This is a genomic window from Mesorhizobium sp. CCNWLY176 (assembly GCF_037153935.1).
GTDB classification, from domain to species: domain Bacteria; phylum Pseudomonadota; class Alphaproteobacteria; order Rhizobiales; family Rhizobiaceae; genus Mesorhizobium_M; species Mesorhizobium_M zhangyense.
Window position 1 is genome coordinate 466,594 of record NZ_JBBBDZ010000001.1, and the last position, 20,066, is coordinate 486,659.

General features: G+C 61.0%; 19 protein-coding genes. 11 read left to right on the forward strand and 8 right to left on the reverse strand.

Annotated elements, in window-relative coordinates:
* Position 1: 1 nt before the first annotated feature.
* The 5 genes from WBQ96_RS02070 to WBQ96_RS02090 are packed head-to-tail and all read right to left on the reverse strand — an operon-like array spanning position 2 to position 4,541.
* The gene (locus tag WBQ96_RS02070) at positions 2-676 is read right to left on the reverse strand and encodes an L-fuculose-phosphate aldolase (RefSeq protein ID WP_336546723.1); all 675 of its coding nucleotides are present in this window, start codon (positions 674-676) and stop codon (positions 2-4) included.
* Between the two features lie 8 nt (positions 677-684).
* The gene (locus tag WBQ96_RS02075; RefSeq protein WP_336546721.1) at positions 685-1,734 is read right to left on the reverse strand and encodes a 2-hydroxyacid dehydrogenase; all 1,050 of its coding nucleotides are present in this window, start codon (positions 1,732-1,734) and stop codon (positions 685-687) included.
* A gap of 9 nt (positions 1,735-1,743) precedes the next feature.
* A complete protein-coding gene (locus WBQ96_RS02080; RefSeq protein ID WP_336546719.1) occupies positions 1,744-2,949 on the reverse strand; it encodes a CaiB/BaiF CoA transferase family protein in 1,206 nt (401 codons plus the stop codon).
* Between the two features lie 18 nt (positions 2,950-2,967).
* Complete coding sequence (locus WBQ96_RS02085; RefSeq protein ID WP_336546717.1) at positions 2,968-3,735, reverse strand: CoA transferase; 768 nt, start codon at positions 3,733-3,735, stop codon at positions 2,968-2,970.
* Entirely contained in the window at positions 3,732-4,541 is an 810-nt protein-coding gene (locus WBQ96_RS02090; protein WP_442920784.1) for a CoA transferase subunit A, read from the reverse strand. The genes WBQ96_RS02085 and WBQ96_RS02090 overlap by 4 nt, the downstream gene beginning before the upstream one ends.
* A gap of 298 nt (positions 4,542-4,839) precedes the next feature.
* On the opposite strand from WBQ96_RS02090, the gene WBQ96_RS02095 reads away from it, so the two are divergent.
* The 4 genes from WBQ96_RS02095 (at position 4,840) to WBQ96_RS02110 (ending at position 9,770) form a co-directional block, all read left to right on the forward strand.
* Positions 4,840-5,991: an ABC transporter ATP-binding protein gene (locus WBQ96_RS02095; RefSeq protein WP_336546716.1), complete on the forward strand. Its 1,152-nt coding sequence runs from the start codon at positions 4,840-4,842 to the stop codon at positions 5,989-5,991.
* Complete coding sequence (locus WBQ96_RS02100) at positions 5,988-7,781, forward strand: ABC transporter permease subunit (protein WP_336546713.1); 1,794 nt, start codon at positions 5,988-5,990, stop codon at positions 7,779-7,781. The genes WBQ96_RS02095 and WBQ96_RS02100 overlap by 4 nt, the downstream gene beginning before the upstream one ends.
* 32 nt (positions 7,782-7,813) lie before the next feature.
* Positions 7,814-8,905, forward strand: coding sequence for an extracellular solute-binding protein (locus tag WBQ96_RS02105; RefSeq protein WP_336546711.1), 1,092 nt, complete (start codon positions 7,814-7,816; stop codon positions 8,903-8,905).
* 109 nt (positions 8,906-9,014) lie between these two features.
* Positions 9,015-9,770, forward strand: coding sequence for an IclR family transcriptional regulator (locus tag WBQ96_RS02110; RefSeq protein WP_336546709.1), 756 nt, complete (start codon positions 9,015-9,017; stop codon positions 9,768-9,770).
* A gap of 66 nt (positions 9,771-9,836) precedes the next feature.
* Here the strand turns inward: WBQ96_RS02110 and WBQ96_RS02115 are convergent, their stop codons facing one another.
* On the reverse strand, positions 9,837-10,712 hold the full coding sequence (locus WBQ96_RS02115) for an isocitrate lyase/PEP mutase family protein (protein WP_336546707.1): 876 nt from the start codon (positions 10,710-10,712) through the stop codon (positions 9,837-9,839).
* Between the two features lie 27 nt (positions 10,713-10,739).
* The gene (locus tag WBQ96_RS02120) at positions 10,740-11,507 is read right to left on the reverse strand and encodes an SDR family NAD(P)-dependent oxidoreductase (protein WP_336546705.1); all 768 of its coding nucleotides are present in this window, start codon (positions 11,505-11,507) and stop codon (positions 10,740-10,742) included.
* Positions 11,508-11,689: 182 nt separating this feature from the next.
* Here WBQ96_RS02120 and WBQ96_RS02125 point away from each other — a divergent pair, with 182 nt between their 5' ends.
* Positions 11,690-13,000, forward strand: a complete 1,311-nt coding sequence (locus tag WBQ96_RS02125) for an MFS transporter (RefSeq protein WP_336546703.1) — start codon at positions 11,690-11,692, stop codon at positions 12,998-13,000.
* On the forward strand, positions 12,970-13,800 hold the full coding sequence (locus WBQ96_RS02130) for a GntR family transcriptional regulator (protein ID WP_337035855.1): 831 nt from the start codon (positions 12,970-12,972) through the stop codon (positions 13,798-13,800). Before WBQ96_RS02125 ends, WBQ96_RS02130 begins: the two co-directional genes overlap by 31 nt.
* A gap of 21 nt (positions 13,801-13,821) precedes the next feature.
* Here the strand turns inward: WBQ96_RS02130 and WBQ96_RS02135 are convergent, their stop codons facing one another.
* Complete coding sequence (locus WBQ96_RS02135; RefSeq protein WP_165117081.1) at positions 13,822-14,505, reverse strand: GntR family transcriptional regulator; 684 nt, start codon at positions 14,503-14,505, stop codon at positions 13,822-13,824.
* A 240-nt stretch (positions 14,506-14,745) separates the two neighbouring features.
* On the opposite strand from WBQ96_RS02135, the gene WBQ96_RS02140 reads away from it, so the two are divergent.
* From WBQ96_RS02140 to WBQ96_RS02160, 5 genes are read left to right on the forward strand one after another with little or no spacing between them, the layout of a single operon-like run.
* A complete protein-coding gene (locus WBQ96_RS02140; protein ID WP_337035864.1) occupies positions 14,746-16,182 on the forward strand; it encodes an FAD-binding oxidoreductase in 1,437 nt (478 codons plus the stop codon).
* Between the two features lie 44 nt (positions 16,183-16,226).
* Positions 16,227-17,264: a TRAP transporter substrate-binding protein gene (locus tag WBQ96_RS02145; protein WP_336546696.1), complete on the forward strand. Its 1,038-nt coding sequence runs from the start codon at positions 16,227-16,229 to the stop codon at positions 17,262-17,264.
* A gap of 26 nt (positions 17,265-17,290) precedes the next feature.
* Positions 17,291-19,174: a TRAP transporter large permease gene (locus tag WBQ96_RS02150; protein WP_336546694.1), complete on the forward strand. Its 1,884-nt coding sequence runs from the start codon at positions 17,291-17,293 to the stop codon at positions 19,172-19,174.
* Positions 19,171-19,545 (forward strand): hypothetical protein, encoded by a 375-nt coding sequence (locus WBQ96_RS02155; RefSeq protein WP_336546693.1) that lies wholly within the window; start codon positions 19,171-19,173, stop codon positions 19,543-19,545. Before WBQ96_RS02150 ends, WBQ96_RS02155 begins: the two co-directional genes overlap by 4 nt.
* 30 nt (positions 19,546-19,575) lie before the next feature.
* Positions 19,576-19,839 (forward strand): hypothetical protein, encoded by a 264-nt coding sequence (locus WBQ96_RS02160; RefSeq protein ID WP_336546691.1) that lies wholly within the window; start codon positions 19,576-19,578, stop codon positions 19,837-19,839.
* Positions 19,840-20,066: the final 227 nt, after the last annotated feature.

Consider the following 20,066-nt stretch of genomic DNA (forward strand, 5'->3'; position numbering starts at 1 on the left):
CTTAGGAGGCCTGACGCAGTCCCTCAAGCGCTTTCGTGCTTTGCTGGCCATAGGTCTTGAACTTCTCCAGCACGTCTGCGATCTCGGCGTCGGACAGGACCGGCGGCTCGCCGAGCGGCAGGCAGAGCAGATATTCCTGCGCCAGCTGCTCGACGGTCACCGCCAGCGCGAGGGCGCGGGCGATGGAGACATGTGCTGTGATCACGCCATGATGCGCCATCAGGCAGGCCTTGCGGCCTTCGAGCGCCTTCACGACCTGATCGGCCAGTTCCTGCGATCCGAAGATTTCGTAAGGCGCACACCGGATCGTCGGACCGCCGGCAGCCGCAATGGAATAGTGGATGGCCGGGATGTCCTTGCGCAGAATGGAGACGCTGGTCGCATAGACCGAATGCGTGTGAACCACCGCATTCAGGTCCGGCCGTGCCTTGAGGATGTCGCGGTGGAACCGCCATTCGCTGGAAGGTAGGACATCGCCCTCATAGGTCGCATCCCAGTTCATGGCGACGACATGATCCGGCGTCAGCTTCTCATAGGGAATGCCGGTCGGCGAGATCAGGAAGCCATTGCCATGGCGCACGCTGATATTACCCGCCGTGCCCTTGTTGATGCCCAGACGGTTCATGCTGCGGCAGGCTTCGATCAGCTCCGTGCGCAGGGAAAGTTCTTCGCTCATGGCTTTGCTCACTTGGTCGGGTAGAGGGGAGGTTGGCCGTCGAGGATGCGCCCGATATCTTCGGCGATCATGTCGGCGGCCTTGATGATGGAGTAGCGTGACGCGCCGGCGATGTGCGGCGACAGCGTCACATTCGGCAGCTTCAGCAGCGGCAAATCGGCGGGCGGCGGCTCGGGATCGAAAGTGTCGAGCGCTGCTCCCTTGAGATGGCCGGAAACGAGGGCATCATAAAGGGCTGCGTAATCCAGCACCTGCCCGCGCGTCGTGTTCACGATGTAGGAGCCGGGCTTCATCATCTCGATCCGTGCCCTGCCGATCATGCCCTTCGTCTCGGGCGTGACGCGCGGGTGAAGCGTGACGACGTCGGCGCTGCGCAACAGATCGTCGAGTTCTACCTTCTCAATGCCAGCGGCGCGGTCTTCGTCGGTGAGCTGCTTGAATGGATCGGACACCAGTATCCTGCAGCCGAACGGGCGAAGCAGGCGCGCGACCCGCGTGCCGATGTCGCCATAACCGACGATGCCCACGGTAAGCTCGCACAGTTCCGGGCCGGTATGGTCGAAATGATAAAAGTCACGCTTGAACTCGCCGCTTGCCACCGACAGATGGCCGCGAATGAGATTGCGCGTTTCGGCAAGCAGTGATGCGACGGTGAACTCGGCAACCGCCGAGGCGTTGCGGCCGGGCGTGTTGATGACGGTGACGCCGCGCTCGCGCGCTGCCGGCATCTCGATGTTCACCGGCCCGCCGCGCGACACCGCAATGATCTTCAGCTTCGGCGCATGGCGCAGGCTATCCGACGTAACCGGTGCCAGATGCGTGACGAGAATATCGAGATCGGAGAGAAACTCGAAATAGTGCTCGGGACGTCCGACGAACTCGGCCACCGGCAGCACGGGATCGCGCTTGGTCGACTGCACCTTGAGCGGCCAGTCGAGGATCATGTTCTTGTAGGTCACGGACCGGTCGCCGAGGCGTCGCTGCAGCGCTTCCTCGAAAAAGCGTGGCTGCATGAAGCCGTCGCCGATGGTGCCGATGGTTAGGGTTTCGCTCGCCATCTCTCTTCCTCAGGCAGTCTTGGCGCGGGCCGGCTTGACCGGGTCATGACCCGGAAGGACCTCGCTGTAGCGGTCGTGGTCGATGGCAAGTGCATCGAGAATCTCACCGGTATGCTCTGCAAAGCGCGGCGGTGCCATACGGTAACTTGCCGGGGTGCGTGACAGCTTGATTGGACTGCCGGTGCCGCGATAGGCGCCGATGTCGACGACCATTTCACGGTGCTTCGTATGTGGGTCGGCGACGACCTGATCGATGCTGCGCACCGCGCCACAGGGCACGCCGGCCTTGATCAGCGTATCGGCTAGAACATCGCATTCATGCGCAGCAAGTGCGTTCTCCAACTCGATCTTGAGGGCATCGCGATTGACATTGCGCTCGCCGTTCGAGGCAAATCGGGGGTCTTCAGGCAGATCCTCACGCCCGATGGTGCGGCACAAGGTCGAGAACTGCCGGTTGTTGCCGACGGCCAGGAAGATCGGGTCCGTGCCCGTGGCGAAGGTATCATAAGGACAGATGTTGGGATGCGCATTGCCGGAAGGTGCTGCGACCTTGCCCGACAGATAGTAGTTGGGCAGATGGGGATGCAGCAGCGACACGCCGCAATCGTAGAGCGTGGTTTCGACGAACTGGCCCTTGCCGCTGGTCGCGCGCTCATTGAGCGCCATCAGGATACCGATGACGGCGTTGAGGCCTGTCACCATGTCTACCACCGGCAGGCCAACGCGGAGCGGGGTGCCGCCGAGTTCGCCATTCACGCTCATGATGCCGCAGGAGGCCTGGATGGCGGCATCATAGCCGGGCAGGCCGCCGAGAGGCCCGTCTGCGCCGAAACCGGAGACGCGGCAGTGAATGAGGCGCGGAAAGCGACGCTCGATCTCCTCGCGACCAAGGCCCCAGCGCTCAAGCGTGCCGGTCTTGAAGTTCTCGATGAAGACATCCGCACCTTCGAGCATGCGCGTTAGAAGTTCGAGGCCCGCCGGCTGCGACATGTCGAGCGCCATGCCGCGCTTGTTGCGGTTCAGGCCGAGAAAATAGCTTGCCGTCTCGTCGAGAAAGGGCGGCCCCCAGCCTCGCGTCTCGTCGCCTGCCGGCGGTTCGATCTTGATGACATCGGCGCCGTGGTCGGCCAGGACCTGCCCGGCATAGGGACCGCCCAGCACACGGCTGGCATCGATCACCTTGAGATTGGCTAGTGAACCATGGTTAGGCGTCATATGCATGCATTCCAGTCATCAGGCGGAGGTGGTCCCAACCGCGATTTCGCGGCGCATCTGCGCGGCGAAATCCGGATAGGTTTCGTGAAGCTCGTCCAGAACCCGGCCGCGCAACAGTTTTAGCACAGCAGCATCCGGGGTAGGGGTGATCGACGGATCGTCGTCATGGGTAAAGCCGAACCCGGTCGCTTCCTTGATCTCTTCAAGGGAGTGGCCGGGGTGGACGCTTTCCAGGCTGAAACCGGGGCGGGCGCGATCGAAACGAAACAGCCCCTTGCCCGTCAAAAGCGCGTAGGGCCCGCCGGTGCGGTAGACGCCAGGCTCACTGACGCCGGGCGCACTGATGAAGTCGACGCGGTCGACGAAAACACGGGGCGTGTGCTCCTCGCGAAACAGGATCACGCGCGGCACGACGAAGTAGAGATAGGCCGATCCGAAGGAACCTGGCCAGCGCACGCTTGATCGGGGGTAATCGCCGACGCCGACGAGGTTGATGTTGCCCACGCCGTCGATCTGCCCGCCACCAAGGAAAAAGGCGTCGATACGCCCTTGTCCAGCGCAGTCGAACAGTTCCGCCGAGCCGTTGGTGAAGAAATTGTGCTCGACCGAGCCCAGGATCGAGATACGCACCTTTTCGGCGCGCATCTCGTCCTTGAGTGCGCGAAGCAACATCGCACCGGCGGCCGGTATGGGGGAGGATGCGCCGACCGCGACGTGCCGGCTGCCGTCCAGCAATTTGGCGATCGAGCAGATCAGGATTTCGCGCGGAGAAACGGGCGCCGTCATTGGGCAGGCTCCGTGATCGCACCGCTCATATAGGCAGCAAACCCCTCGACAGTGCGCGCGGCCTTGGCGTAGCGCAGGAGTTCAGCCGTGTCGGTCTGGTATTCGCCCCACAGGCCGTAAGGCCAGGCCCCGCGCGGCGCGACGGCGATCTCGCTCACATAAAGCGCGGGAAGGGCGCCCGCCGCCAATGTCTCGCTGGCGAGCAGGCTTTCGTCGACGATGCGCTCCACGGTCACGAATGTCATTTTCGAGGCATATGCCATGGCGGCGAGTTCTCGGCGCCGGCCGATCCAGACATTTCCGAAGCGATCGGCCATTGGGGCATGAAAGATGGCGATGTCGGGGTGGATTGCCGGGATCAGCACGATCGGATCGCCGCTTTCGGCAAAGGGATTGTCGATGACGCGCCAGTCATCGCGGTTCTTGAGCACATCCGTGCCGATCAACCCGCGCATGGCCGTAAACGGACTGCCTTTCTGCGCCGCCATCAGGCCGGCATGGATGGCGGGGCAGGTCGCATCGCGCAGGCCTATGGCCCCGTCCTTCACCGCCTGATTGAAACGCGGCGCGCCTCCGGCCTCACCAAGCGATACCGCACTCGTCTCCACCGAACGCACCAGGCCGGCGCCGACCAGCATATCGACCTGCAGGCCGCCGGTCGGCACGCAGACGAGATCGAGATCGCCCGCGCCATGATCTATGATCGGCTTGGTCATCGCCATCGAGACGCCGGCATAATCCACCGGCAGCGCGATGCGCATTCCAGGCTCGATCTGCCTGGCCAAAGCCTCCAGGTCAGTGTGCACTATTTCCTCCCGAGCCTTAAAGGCTCACCGCGGCTCATCCGAGCCTGTCATCAAATTTGTTCTACAATATAGAACGCAATTCTGAAAAATAGCATAGCCGTAGCATTTGCTTTCTGTCAATCGGGCAATCGGGGCCGTAAACACGGTCTTCGATGGAGCCGCAACGAATGCCGTTGTTTCGATTGAATAATTCCCTCGAATTCGCTGGATTGCAGACCGTGCTTGACAAGCTGATCGTCCGCCCCGAAGATAAATGCGGAACTGTGTTCTATATTATAGAACGCTGGGAGGAGAAAAGATGACGGACGGATTGGCGGGGCGCGCAGAGCGCCGGCAGCATATTGCCGAACAGGCTGGCAACTCTTCTGGACGTGTCTTCCAGGCAATAGGCAGTAGCATCGAAGTTGCGAACGTCACCAAGCGTTACGGACCTTTCTGTGCCGCCGACGACATCAGCCTGACGATACAACCCGGTGAATTCATCACCCTTCTGGGGCCCAGCGGCAGCGGCAAGACCACGCTGCTGAACCTGATCGCCGGTTTCCAGAAGCTCGACAGCGGCGAGATTCTGGTCGACGGCAAGCCGATCCATCACGTTCCGACCCACAGGCGTGGATTCGGGATGGTCTTCCAGAGCTATGCTCTCTTTCCCAACATGACGGTGTCACAGAATGTCGGCTTCCCGCTCCGTATGGCCGGCATGGACCGTGAGACGACGGACCGCCGCGTCGCCGAGACGCTCGAGATCATGCGCCTTTCAGAACATGCCCTGAAGACGCCCTCGCAGATGAGTGGCGGTCAGCAGCAGCGTGTCGCCATTGCACGCGCCATCGTGATGCGCCCCAAGGTGGTACTCATGGACGAGCCGCTCAGCGCGCTCGACCGGCGGCTGCGCGAATCCATCCAGATCGAAATTCGCGAACTCCACCAGACGATCGGCAGCACCATTCTCTTCGTTACCCACGATCAGGGCGAGGCGCTGACCATGAGCGACCGCATCGCTGTGCTCGACGCCGGAAAGATCGTTCAGGTCGCAACTCCAGTGGAACTCTATCGCCACCCGGAAACGCGCTTCGTTGCGTCTTTCGTCGGCGAATCGAACCTGATCGAAGCGGAGATCGTCCAGAAGCGCGGCTCGACCATGACCTTGAAGAACAAGGCCGGCTACGTCTTCAATGCCGAAAGCCGCAATGCGATCGACGTCGGCCGCGCCACGGTTCTGGTCCGGCCGGAACGGATCGCCATCTCAAACGAGCCTGCGTCCAACACCACGCAAGCGACTGTTACATCGGCCATCTTCCTGGGCGAAATCCTTCGTATCGAAGCGAAGATGGAAAGCGGCGAGACGCTGCTCATCCGTTGCTCGGACATCGCCGGCCGCGCCATGCCTTCGCCGGGCGACACCATTCATGTCAGCTGGGGTGCGGAAGACTGCTGGGTGCTCGCATGAGTATGTCGGTCGCGGGTTCGTTGCGCGGCGCGCGCGTGGCGTCCTTTTCGGAACAGCTCAGGAAGCCGGTGTGGCTGCTTGTGCCGGCTGCATGTTTTCTTGCCTTCATTTACCTGCTGCCGCTGTTCGATCTCGTCCGGATCAGCCTCAGCGGATCGAGCTGGGCGACGCATTTCGAGCGCGTCTTCGCGGTCTCGCTTTATTGGGACTCTCTCGTCCGCACGATCAAGATATCGGCGACGGTCGCCTTCCTGTGCCTTCTCTTCGGATATCCCACGGCGCTGCTGATCCATCGCAGCAAGGGCATCGCGCAGGTGCTGATCGCAACGGCGATTGTGCTGCCCTATTTCATCGCCATCCTCATTCGCACCTATGCCTGGATGGTGCTGCTCGGCCGCAACGGACCGATCAACAAGCTCGCGATCTGGCTCGGGATTCTCGACGAGCCCGCACAGCTCTTGTTCAACCGCGGGAGCGTTCTCCTTGGCATGACCGCGGTCCTGCTGCCCTTGATGGTCCTCAGCATCTATTCGAGCGTCTCGCGCCTCGATCCGGGTCTCACGCGCGCAGCCCTTGCAAGCGGCGCCGGCCCGCTGGCGGTGTTCTGGCGCGTCCTGCTGCCGCTCACGCTTCCGGGCATCGGCGCAGGGGTGCTTATCGTATTCGTCACCGCACTCGGTTTCTTCATCACGCCGACCCTTCTCGGCGGTCCTGCGGATCAGATGTTTGCCATGCACATCACACAGCAGGCCGACTTCGCAACGAGCGAAGGCTTCCTGCAGGCACTAGCCGTCGTGCTTCTCACGATCACGCTCGGCGTAGTGGCGGTTGCCGGAAAATTCCTCGGCTACGAGTTCATCTGGGGAGGCGGCAAGCTCGTTGAGGCGACGCCCACACCATCCGAAACCCGCGGGCGTGACAAGAGCGCCCGCCAGCGCACCATCGGCACATTCTTCGCCGACGCGATCGGCTGGCCGCTGTTGCGCCTCGTTGGGCGGCTTCCGGCAAGCTTCGGCACGTGGACCGTGCGTCTTATGGGCGGCTTCGTCGTCCTGGCGCTGATGGTGCCGATCATCGTGGTCATGATCATTTCCTTCAGCAAGGCGAGTTTTCTCACCTTCCCGCCGCCCGGTTTCTCCCTGCGCTGGTACGAAAAATTCTTCTCGGATCCCGAATGGATGGCCGCGTTCTTCAACTCCCTGACGATCGCGCTGATGTCTTCCGCACTTGCCGTGACGCTTGGAACCGCGGCGGCGATGGGCGTCGTTCGCGGCACCTTCAAGGGCAAGACGGCCGTCATGCTGCTTCTGGTCAGCCCGGTGATCGTACCACCGGTGGTGCTCGGCCTGTCGCTCTACAGCCTGTTCCTGCGCTTCGACATGGTCGGCACCACCTGGGGCCTGGCCGCTGCCCATGCAATTGGAGGCATTCCGCTTGTGGTGGTGATCATCGCCGCGTCTCTGCAGGGCGTCGACCCGAAGCTCGAGCAGGCTGCCGCGGTTCACGGCGCTTCGCCATTGAGGGTGTTTCGCACGGTCACGCTGCCGGCGATCGCGCCGGGCGTGGCCGCGGCCGCCTTCTTTGCGTTCCTGCATTCGTTTGACGAACTCGTGCTCTCGCTCTTCCTGTCGAGCGCGCAGCTCAAGACGTTGCCGCTCAGGCTGTGGGCGGATGTGAATTATCAGCTCAACCCCGTTCTGGCCGTCGTCTCGACGCTCGAGGTGTTGCTGGTGGTGGGTGGAATCGCCCTGGCGCGACCCGTGCTGGCACGGTCTCGCGGGGCGATTTGAGAGAACAGATTTCAATCGGAGGGAAATGAAGCATGACTTTTACAAGCAGATGGAAGCGCCTCGCATCCGGCATTGCCGGCACTGCGCTTTTGACCATGGCAGCCAGTGCTGCCTTCGCGCAGGACAATGTCGTCATCATGCAGGACCCGGGCGGCGCTTATGGCGAAGCCTTGCGCCAGGTCATGTATGACCCGTTCGAGAAAGAGACCGGCATCAAGGTCGTCACCGTGCAGGAAGCCAGAAGCGGGCCGCGCATCAAGGCGCAGGTCGAAGCCGGCAAGACCGAGTGGGACCTGACCTTCATCTTCGACCAGGAGACGAAGCTGCTCGGCGATTGCTGTCTGGCCGACATCGACTATTCCAAGCTTTCCGAGGGCGCGCAAAAGACGCTCGCTTCCATGCCTGACAATCTGAAGCGTCCGAAGGGTGTTGCACTCCAGGTCATCGGCGTCACGCTAGCCTATCAGACCGAGAAATATTCGGCCGAAACGCCGCAGAACTGGGCCGACTTTTGGAATGTCGAAAAGTTTCCCGGCAAGCGCTGCCTGCCGGCATGGCCGCGATTCGTGTTCGAGGCGGCCTTGATGGCCGATGGCGTCGAGAAGGAAAAGCTCTATCCGATCGACATGGAACGCGCGCTGAAGAAGATCGCCGAGATCAAGCCGCATGTCTCGAAGTGGTGGACGACCGCCGCCCAGGCACCGCAGCTGCTGCTCGATGGTGAAGCCGACATGTGCATGGCCTACGCCGGCCGCATCAACAACCTCATCGTTGTCGAGGGCGCTCCGGTCAACATGACCTGGAACGAGGGCTTCGTCTATTACGACTTCTTCTCGATCCCGAAGGGTTCGCCGCACTACGATAACGCGCTGAAGCTGCTGTCCTACCGCCTTGATGCCGAACGCGCGGCCGAACTCACCACGCTCTATCCCGTGGCCGTTCCTTCGCCGCTCGTTTTCGCAGCCGCTGATCCGAAAGTCAGTCTTTACTGGGCCAATAATCCGGAGAACGTCGCCAAGGCTATCGAGTGGAGCCCGGACTATTGGGGCGCCCCTTCACCCGATGGCAAATCGACCAATGAGGAATACGGCCAGGAAAAGCTGAACGAACTTCTTGCTCAATAAGACCTGAAAACCAGTGGCCGCAGCAGGAACATTGCTGCGGCCACTGCGGTTGGAACCATTCGACCACCGTGATAGAGCGAAGCGGGAAGAGTTACTCAACGGTTACGGAATGGACAAAGCCTTCATCAAGGGACTACGGCTGCTGGAGACCCTTGCGGTCAGCGAGGCACCTCGCGGCGTGACCGATCTTGCGACTGAACTCAAATTCACCAAGAGCAACGTTCACCGCCTGCTCGTGACGCTGCAGGAGCAAGGTTACGTGCGCCAGCTCCCGCCCTACAGCACCTACGAGCTGACCACGAAGATGTGGGAACTGGGCAATCATGTGGTTCGGCGCATGGACCTGACCAAGGTCGCGCGCCCGGCAATGACCAAGCTTGCCGAGATCACCGGCGAGACCGTGCATCTGTCGGTGCTGGATGATATCGACGTGATCTACCTCGACAAGATCGAGAGCGCCCATCATATCCGCGCCCACACCAGTGTCGGATCGCGCGCCCCGGCCTTCACCGTCGCCACGGGCAAGGCAATGCTTGCCCAGATGCCCGACAGTTATCTCGAGCGCTTCCAGCCGCATCTGAAGCACTATACGGACACGACCCGCACGACTGTAGAAGAGTTGAAGCAGGATATCGAGCTTGTGCGCCAGCAAGGCTATGCGGCAGTTCTTCACGGCGAATGGCGCGATGGCATCGCAGCCGTTGCATGCGCCGTCCTTGGCCGTTCGGGAGAGCTCATCGGTGCGATCGGCATGTCCGGCCCCGATTCACGCATCAAGCGCAAACAGCTCAAGCAGTACTCCGTCGATGTGATGGAGGCTGCCCGAACCATCGGCATTGCTCTCGGTTACAGCGACCATCGTTGAACATCCAGCCGCTGAGCCAGGGAATAGGCGACGATAGACCTTTCAAAGTCGTCGCCGCTTGAGAGCTTATCGTTGTGTCGACCAGCCGTAGCGATCATCAAGCGCGTCATAGGCCGAAAGCCCGGTCAGGTCGCTGAACTGCGCATAGGTGACCATGTCGCTTTGACGGTTCTTGGGCGTGCCGTCGCGCTTCATGGCGGCAAGCGTGTCTTCCACCGCCTTGACGGCGCTGAACAGGGCAGAGAGTGCATAAAAGACAACGTTGAAGCCCATTTCCTGCAGATCGGCAGCGGTGAGTGCGATGGTTTCGTTGCCGTCGACGATGCTGACGACCTTCGGGCCGGAAACATGCTTTGCGACGGCTTCGACGTCAGCGATCTTCTTGATGCCGTCGACAAAGACGAGATCTGCGCCGGCATCCTGGTAGAGCTTGGCGCGGCGGATGGCCTCGTCTATGCCTTCGCTCTGGATCGCGTCGGTGCGCGCGATGATCAGAAGCGGGTTCTGCTTTCGCGATTCGACGGAGCACTGAAGCCGGCGGACATTCTCCTCGGCCGAAATGACGCGAACGCCAGCGCGCTGGCCGCAGCGCTTGGGAAGCTGCTGGTCTTCGAGATGGATCGCGGCGACGCCGGCCTGGATGTACTCCTCGACCGTGCGCATGATGTTTGCCGGGCCGCCATAGCCGGTATCGGCGTCGGCGATGATCGGAATGTCGACTGCACGGGCCATATCGCGCGCATGGGTGGTCATTTCCGTCTGGCTGAGCAGGCCGATGTCCGGCAATCCGAGCCGGGAAGCGGTGGCGCCGAAGCCGGTCATGTAGACGGCGGGGAAGCCGGCGCGCTGCACCATCCGGGCAACGAGCGGGTCGGGCGCGCCCGGAGCCTGAATGATGGTGCCGCTGTCGATGAGGGCTTTGAGTTTGAGGGCCTTGCTCATGATCAGGTTCTCTCCCCTGGGTTTTCTTTATCGACCGCCCGAAACATCCAGCACCACGCCGGTGATGTAGGCGGCGGCATCGGACAGCAGCCAGACGGCGGCATCGGCGACTTCCTCGGCTGTTCCCAGCCGCTTCAGTGGAATGAGGTTGGCCATGGCCTCGATGCTGGCCGTATCGGCGAACACATCCTTCTGGATTTCCGTGTTGATGACGCCCGGCGCCAGCGCGTTGACGCGGACATGGGGGGCGAGTTCCTTTGCCAGTGCGTAGGTAAAGGACGCCGCTGCTCCCTTTGTCGTGGCATAGGCTATGTTTCCGACCATGCCGCCCGTGCGGGCGGCGATCGAGGACAGGTTGACGATCGAGCGGCTGGACTCTGCGCCCGATGCGCGGATGAAGGCGCTGGAAACGTAGAACATGCTCTTTAGATTGACCGCAAGAACACGATCCAGCTCGTCGCCGTCGAAATCCTGGACAGTCATGCGCTGACCGATGATGCCGGCATTGTTCAGCAGATGATCGACGCCGCCCCAGGCACGGGTGAGTTCGTCCATGGCTTTCGAGACGGCGGCCTTGTCGGAAACATTGACCGATCGCGTCAAGACACGGTCGCCATAGCGTTCCTGGCATTCATCGAGGCGCTCTTTCTGGATATCCCAGATGGCAACTTTGGCGCCCAGGCCGACAAGCTTGCCGGCAACCGCATACCCTATGCCGGACGCACCGCCGGTCACCAACGCTATGCGATCCCTGAAGAATGCAGATTGCACTGCATGCGGCTGCAGATGCTGCATTGGCTTCTCCCTATGCCTAGTGGTTTGACGAAATTTCGCCGCACCAAACGTCAGCGCCTGTCAAATGTCAACTAGGGTTCTAGTTTATGTACCCCACTTGTGCGTTTCAATTTTTGGACCTATAGCGGGCACCGGGAGAGGTCTGCCGGGCAGGCCCGTTTGTTTTTTAAGGGAGGTTGCCAATGGCCGACGCCATTCACGCCACAAGCACGTCAATCGATACCAGTCTTCGCGATCGCACCATCAAGAAGTTGAACCTTCGGATCGTGCTCTTCTGTTTCATCTGCTTCATCGTCAACTATCTCGATCGCGTGAATATCGGCTTCGCCGCGCTTCACATGAACGCGGATATCGGGCTGACGCCCTATATGTTCGGTCTTGGCGCCGGCATTTTCTTCATCGGCTATATGGCCTTTGAAATTCCCAGCAACATGATCCTGCACAAGGTCGGGCCGCGCATCTGGATTGCCCGCATCATGGTGACATGGGGCATCGTTTCCTGCGCCATGGCCTTCGTTCAGGGGCCAACCTCCTTCTACATCCTGCGGTTTCTGCTCGGTGTCGCCGAGGCGGGTTTTGCGCCTGGTGTGCTCCTGTACCTGACCTACTGGTATCCGGCGAAGGAGAGGGGACGTGCAACAGCGCTTTTCATGGCGGCCACGGTGCTTTCCATCGTTATCGGCGCGCCGATCTCGGGTTGGTTGATCGAGGCCGGCGAGGGGCTTTTCGGTCTTCACGGCTGGCAGGCGATGTTCATCCTCGAAGGCCTGCCTGCGGTGCTGCTTGGCATCGTCACCTTCTTCTATCTGGTCGATTCTCCGCAAAAGGACAGCAAGTGGCTGGCTGAAGACGAGAAGGCCTGGCTGCTGCGCGAGCTTGCGGCTGATCAGAAGAATGCGCCAGCAGACACACGTCACAGCCTGCGTGAGATTTTCAGCGACTACCGTGTCTGGCTGCTGACCATCGTCTATATGTTCAACGGCATCGCCGTGTATGGCGTGATCATGTGGCTGCCGCAGATCGTCAAGAGCATCGGCGACCTGACCACCATCCAGGCGGGTTTTGTCTCTGCGATCCCGTTTGTGTTCGCAGCACTTGGCCTCGTCGTCATTTCGCGAAACTCCGACCGCACCGGCGAACGCAAGATCCACACCGCCATCGCCGGGCTCTTCGGCGGCCTGTTCCTGGCGGCCTCTGCGCTGGCGCCGAACGCCTATATTGGCCTTCTTCTGCTCTGCGCCTGCGCGTTCTTCCTGTGGTCTTATCTCGGTGTCTTCTGGACGCTGCCGACCCAGTTCCTGAGCGGTGCAGCGGCAGCAGGTGGGCTGGCTGCGATCAACGGCTTCGCGCAGATCGGCGGCTTCACCGGCCCGTACATCGTCGGCTGGGTGAAGACGTCAACCGACAGCTTCTCGCTGGCTCTGCTGACGCTATCGGTGTTCCCGATCATCGGCTTCTTCGTTTGCATGAGCCTGAAGGCGCGGCGGGACTAGACGATTGCCCGTGGCAGCGGCTACGACAGGTCGCTGCCACCACTCTTATAAACAAGCGATCGAGCGGGAACGGAATGCGAAGACCGACTGCGAAATCCGAACCGGGCCTGGCGGTCACGATAGCCGACAAGATCCGCGTTGCCATCGTCGACGCGGAATTCGAGTTTGGCGAGAACCTGTCAGAGGACACGCTGGCCACTGCCTTCGAGGTAAGCCGCACCCCGGTTCGCGAAGCGCTCAACCTGCTGCAGGTAGAAGGGCTCGTGAATATCGTTCCGAAATCGGGAACTTACGTTTTCACGCCGACGCTGGAGGATATCGCCGAGCTTTGCGACTACCGTACCGGGCTGGAGCAGCAGGCCATCGCCCTGACGCCAGCGGCGGACATCGCGGAGACGATCGTCCATTTGCAAAAGCAGCTGGCGATGATGACCGATGCGGTGTCCTCGGAGGACATGCAGGCATACGGGCGCGCCGATACTGAATTCCATCTCGCTTTCTTTCACAGCTGCGGCAACCGCTATCTGCAGCAGGCGTACAATATGATTCTCGGGCGCGTCGCAGCGCTTCGGACGCATCTGGCCATGAAGGCCGAAGGTGAACCTGACCGCTCGTTCAAGGATCATGCGACCATGATCGAACTGCTGACGGACGAAAAGCGCGATGAACTGGCCACGATGCTGCAGGCTCACATCCTGCGGACAAAGGACAATTACATCAATGCCTTCGAGCAGTTTTCTGCTGATCGAGGCAATGGCCGCACCGCACGACTCCGGCGGCGGCTAGCAATTGCCAACTGACGCCGCAGCTTTGGTCTGCGGTCAGGCTTCGTCGACGCCCATCTCGCGCAGGGCATTCTCATAGGCCGATGCCGCACGCAATATGTGCTGCCTGAGCGTCTTGTTCATCTGGGCGAGCTTTCCCTCCGAGAAGGCCGCGACCATCTGCAGGTGCTCGTCAAATGAGGTCGCCTGCTCATTGGCATGGGAAGCCGAGAGATGCGCGCGCAGGGCGGCGATCCGGCCCGAAACCGTATGATAGGCGTTCGCCAGGTAAGCGTTGTTGCAGTTGGCGAAAAAGCTCTCGTGAAACTCGGTATCGGCGCGCGCATAGGCCTTTCCGTCTCCTGCCGCTCGCGCGGCGCGCATCGCCTCCACTGTCGCCTTCATGGATTGCACAGTGGCTTCAGGAGCATGCGTGTGGCAGCGGCGTACGGCTTCCATCTCCAGCGTCAGGCGGAATGAGGCCAGCTGTTCGGCGTCCGCAAGCGTAGGCTTGAAGACGAAGGTACCTTTCTTCGGCACGATAACCACCAGCCCCTGCGTCTGCAGGCGTGTCAGCGCCTCTCTCATCGGTGTCCGGCTGACCCCCATCGACAGGCCCATGCTGTCTTCCGGCAAGGCCTGCCCGAAAGCGAGTTCGGCATTGATGATGGCATTGCGAATGCGGTCCTCGACGATCGAGGACAGCGATTTCGGGAGATCGATCTGAAGATCGGGGAGCATGCTGCGGTAACCTGGTTGTATTCGACAGAAATGTGTTCCCCGCGATTCGACCGCGAAGCGAACGCCCATCATCCACTTCCACCTACAAGAAAATCAACGCTTTGACCAAGACAAATTATGTCGGAGCATTCCGTGCACGGTATCCAAGGTACAGTGTATTGCGCCGCTTCAGGTTTGATGCTAGTGGACCCGCAGCTTGCGGCGATCGATCGTTATCGATGCCGCCTGGGAGGACAATTCATGGGTTTTCACGCGTCGAGCAATGGCAGCGGGTCGGTCGGCCTGCCTCAGGCAGTTGCCGATTTGCTGGCCGCATTCCTCGGCCCGAGATTTACGCTCAGCCTGTCAGATCGCGAACATCACGGTCGCGGCGAATCCTACCATGCCGTGCAGGCTCCCGACGCCGTCTGCTATGCAGAGACGACGGAGGAGGTTTCCAGGATCGTGCGCATATGCGCGGATCATGGGGTCGCGGTGATTCCCTTTGGGGCGGGGACGTCGCTGGAAGGTCATGTCAGCGCGCTGCGGGGCGGCGTCAGCCTCGACCTGAGCCGCATGACCCGCATTGTTGCCGTTCGTCCGGAAGATCTCGATGTGACAATCGAGGCGGGCGTTACCCGGCATCAGCTGAACAACCATCTGCGCGACACGGGACTGTTCTTCCCTGTCGATCCGGGGGGCGCAAGCACACTTGGCGGCATGGCCGCAACGCGCGCCTCCGGTACCAATGCGGTGCGCTATGGCACGATGCGTGAGAATGTCGTCTCGCTGACTGCGGTGATGGCGGACGGAAGCGTGGTGGTGACCGGCGGCCGCGCGCGCAAATCATCGGCGGGCTACGATCTGACCCGCCTCATTGTAGGTTCCGAAGGCACGCTCGGCATCATCACCGAGCTGACGCTGCGTCTCTATGGCATCCCGGAAAAGGTCTCGGCGGCGATCTGCCCTTTTACCACTGTTGACGAAGCAATCGCCACGGTCGTCGGCATCATCCAGTGCGGCATTCCGATCGCGCGTGTCGAACTGATGGACGCGCGGACCATTCAGGCGACGAACCGCTACTCGGGGCTCAGCTACAAAGAGACGCCGACACTGTTTATGGAATTTCATGGCTCGACCGCCGGGGTGGCCGAGCAGGTCGCGCTCACAAGGGAGCTTGCCGAACAGAACGGTGCGCTCGATTTCGAGAGCGCGGACGATCCGGATAAGCGCGCTGTTCTCTGGAATGCCCGGCACAATGTTCACTACGCTGTTCAGGCAATGCGCCCGCAGGCAAAGGTGTGGAGCACCGATGTCTGCGTTCCGATTTCGAGCCTTGGCCCCTGTATTGCCGAGACTCAAAAGGATATCGCCTCCGCATCGTTTTTCATTTCCACCGTGGGGCATGTCGGCGACGGAAACTTTCATCTCGGTCTGGTGATCGACCCGAACAACCCCGATGAACTGGCCGAGGCCGAGGCGCTGAACAGCCGCTTGGTGAAGCGTGCCATCGCGCTTGGCGGTACCTGCACGGGTGAGCACGGGGTGGGCACCGGCAAGATGAAGTATATGCAGCTCGAGCATGGGCGTGGCGTCGAGGTGATGCGCGCGATCAAGAAGGCGCTTGATCCAAAGGACATTCTGAATCCGGGCAAGATCATTCCGGAACTCCGATCGGGCGGAAGCCCGGAAAATTGAGAATTCACCGAACCGCAAACACATTCAGACGAACGGGAGGAACCATGTCTGCCATCCAATCCATTTCACGCCGCACCTTTGTGAAGGGCACGGCCGCGGCCTTCGCTGCAGGCGCCCTGTCGACACCGGCAATTGCAGCGCGCGCGATCAAGCTTCGCGTTTCGTCTTCAGCCCCGCCGGAGCGTTTCGGCTCGCATTACCTCTGGTTCAAGCCGTTCCAGGACGAACTCGCACGCCGGGTTGGCGACAAGATCGTGCTCGAATATTTCCCCAACGCCCAGCTCGGCAAGGAAGCCGATGTGGTGAACCAGGTTCGTGCCGGTTCGGTCGACATGATCATCACCGGCACGTCGATCTGGGCCAATCTGGTGCCGGAATTCGGTATGCTCGACCTGGGCTTCCTGTTCCGCAGCTACGACCACTGCGCCAAGGCGCTGGATGCCGGCGTCGGCGACGCCTATGACAAGCTTCTGCAGGAGCGCACCGGCGTGAGTATTCTGGGCTGGGGCTTTCAGGCCGGCTCGCGCAGCATCTACACCAAGAAGAAGATCACCTCGATCGAGGAATTGCATGGCGTGAAGTTGCGCGTGTTGCCGACCAAGACCTTCATCGAGACCTTCAACATCATCGGCGCCACCCCGACCCCGATCCCGATCAACGAGTGCTACACGGCAGCCCAGACCGGCGTGGTCGACGGCATGGAGCATGATCCGGGCACGGTTCTCGCCTACAAGTGGGACGAGGTGGTGAAATATGGCTTCCTGACGCGCCACATCTACACGCCGCTTCTGGCCTATATCGGCAAGCTCGGCATGTCCAAGATTCCTGACGACCTGAAAAAGGACTTCCTGGAAGCCGCGGCCGTTGCAACGCAGGCCATCCGCGCGGAGGTTCCGAAGGTAGAGGCCGAGGCGATGGACAGGCTGAAGGGCGAGGGGCTCGAATACACCGAAGTGCCGGCGGCCGAAATGGCCGACCTGCACAAGCGCATGGAAACGGAGCTTTATCCGTCGTTCCTCAAGCAGTACCCGTCGACGGAGCCCATGTTCAATCAGATCATGCAGCTTTCGACGTCGCTCTGAGCAGACGCAGGACCTGAGGTGACGTCATGAAACTTGTGTCTTCCGCCATACCGGTTTCGGAGAATCCGGCTTTCTCGTCGGAAAAATTCACCGAGAGACTACTTGCTCTGATCGAGTATGCGGGTGGTGCAATCCTGGCGATTGACGTCGCCATCGTCTTCGCGTCGGTCGTCGCGCGCTACTTCTTCCACGAGCCGTTCGACTGGGCGGAGGAAGTGGCAAGTGGCCTGATGTCGACCATGATCTTTCTTGGAGCGGCCTCGGCCATCGGCCGCTCCAACCATATCGGCATCGATATCATCGTGGCGCTGTTTCCGAAGCGGTGGCAGCCCTTTCTCGAATCGATCGGTTCGTGGCTGACCGTGCTGATTTCGGTCGCGCTCTGCTATGGCGTCTACACGCTTCTTTTGGACACGCAGGGCCAGACGACGTCCACCGGCCTGCCGCGCTGGTGGTTCCTGGCGCCGGTCTTCATCGGCACCTTCTGCATGGCGCTGCTTTCGATCCTGCATGCGCTGCGCTCTCCGGCGCCGTTGGCATTCTCTGCGCTGGCAAGCTGCCTGGCTGTGGCTGTGGTCGCCTATTATCTCAACGAGAATCTGGAGGATGGCCTGTCGCCGCTGGCGATGCTTTCGGTCGGCGCGGTTTTCGGCATCGTGCTCGGAACGCCGATCGCATTTGCTCTGGCATTTGGGGCGCTGATCTATTTCATGCTCGATCCGTCGCTGCCGATCTATGTCTGGGCCCAGCAGGTCACGTCCGGGGCCGATCATTTCGTGCTTCTGGCTATTCCGTTCTTTGTGCTCGCAGGCCTTGCGATGGAGATCAACGGCATGTCCTCCCGGTTGATCGAACTGCTGCTGCGCTGCTTCGGGCATCTTCGCGGCGGGCTGAACGTCATCGTCATCATGGCGACAGCACTGTTTTCAGGTGTCTCGGGTTCGAAATTCGCCGACATCGCGGCCGTCGGCGGCGTCATCATGCCGGCGGTGCGCAAGACCGAGAGCGACGAGAACGAAACCGCCGGGCTGCTCGCCTGCACCGCGGTGATGGCAGAGGCCATTCCGCCCTGCGTCAACCTGATCATATTCGGCTTCGTCTCGAATATTTCGATCGCCGGCCTTTTCATGGCAGGCATTGTGCCTTCGATCCTGATGGCGGCGGCGCTCGTCGTCATGGCGATCATCTACGGCAAGAAGGTCGACTTGGAGAAGGTGTTCGTCGACACGCCGCGCCGTCCGCTCCTGCCGCTGATCGGCGGCGCCGGCCTGACGCTGGCCATGATCATCATGATCGGGCGCGGGGTTGCCACGGGTATCGCGACGTCGACCGAGATTTCGGCTTTCGCCGTCGTCTACGCCTTCGTCATCGGTGCGGTTTTCTTCCGCGAATTGTCGTGGCGGGCGGTCGTCGGCCTTTTCATGCGGGCAGCCGCCATGACCGGCAGTATTCTCTTCATCGTCGCTGCCGCGTCGAGCCTCTCCTATGCGCTGACGATCGAACGTATTCCCGACCAGATCTCCACCGTCATGGTCGACTTCGGCCATAACTATGGGGCGATCAGCCTGATGCTCATCTGCGTCGGCATCATGATCTTCTTCGGCATGGTGCTGGAAGGCGCGCCGGCGATGATCCTGTTCGGGCCGCTGCTCACGCCCATCGCCGTGCAGTTCGGCATCGATCCGCTGCAGTTCGGCGTCGTCATGGTCGTGGCCATGGGCTTCGGCCTGTTCGCGCCGCCGATCGGTGTCGGCCTGTTCGTCACCAACGCCATGACCGGAACCAAGATGCACAACGTTGCACGTCCGATGATGAAATACATGGCGGTACTGGCTGTGTCTCTGATCGTGCTGTCGCTGGTCCCGGAAATCTCCCTCTGGCTGCCGCGGCAGATGGGGATGATCAATTGATCGTCCGCACGGCATTCTTCGAGGGGGTGGTTCGTCCCGGCAGTGAAGCCGCGTTCGAAAGTCTTGTCGAAGATACGCTGATCCCTCTATGGCGACAGTTTCCGGGTGCCGAGGACGTCAGCGTTCTGCGGCCGGCAGCTGCCGATGACGGAGCGCCAGCCTATGCGCTCGTGCTGGCGACCCGTTATCCGGACCTTGCGACGATGGATAAGGCTCTGTCCTCGGATATCCGCGAGGCGACCCGCGAGCCGTCGAACATTCTCAAGAGCCTGTTCGACGGGCGGGTTTTCCACATCACCTTCAATGGAGCCGATCTTCTCGCCAAAGCAGGCGGATCTGGAGCTTTTTTACGAAACTCAGCTCCTGCCTAGCAGGCGTGGGCTCCGTCGAAAGAGGTAGTTGTGGCGCTGGAACTGAGGGCGCACATTGGCCGCCGATCGGAGTTCATCATGTGGATACAACTCACCGGCGGCGACGGCGAAAAGATTGCCTTCGAAGCCAAACATCTCGTTTCGCTCAAGGATCATGGCGACTACACCTTATTGGTGCATACCCACGGTGAGGTGCTGGTCCGCGAGAGCCGCACAGCCATCCTGAATGCTCTCCAGCTTCCGCCGACTGAGCGCATGGAATTCTCCGGCGAACAATCGTTCGGGTTGAACTGACGCTGCTCGATCATTTGGGCGACGGCCCTGCACATTTATCGAACAAGCGGGCGCTCTGCGCAGTGCTCGTTTTTTGTAGTCGCAGGCAACCTCCTCTCGTGTTCTGCGTTTACATCGCACAAGGATAACATCCGGGCTGAGACCATGCCGAAGCAGCGGTTTGATACTGGCAGGCATCTGGCGTCCCGACACGCCGTCAAGCGTGTCCTTGATCGCCATAAAGTTGT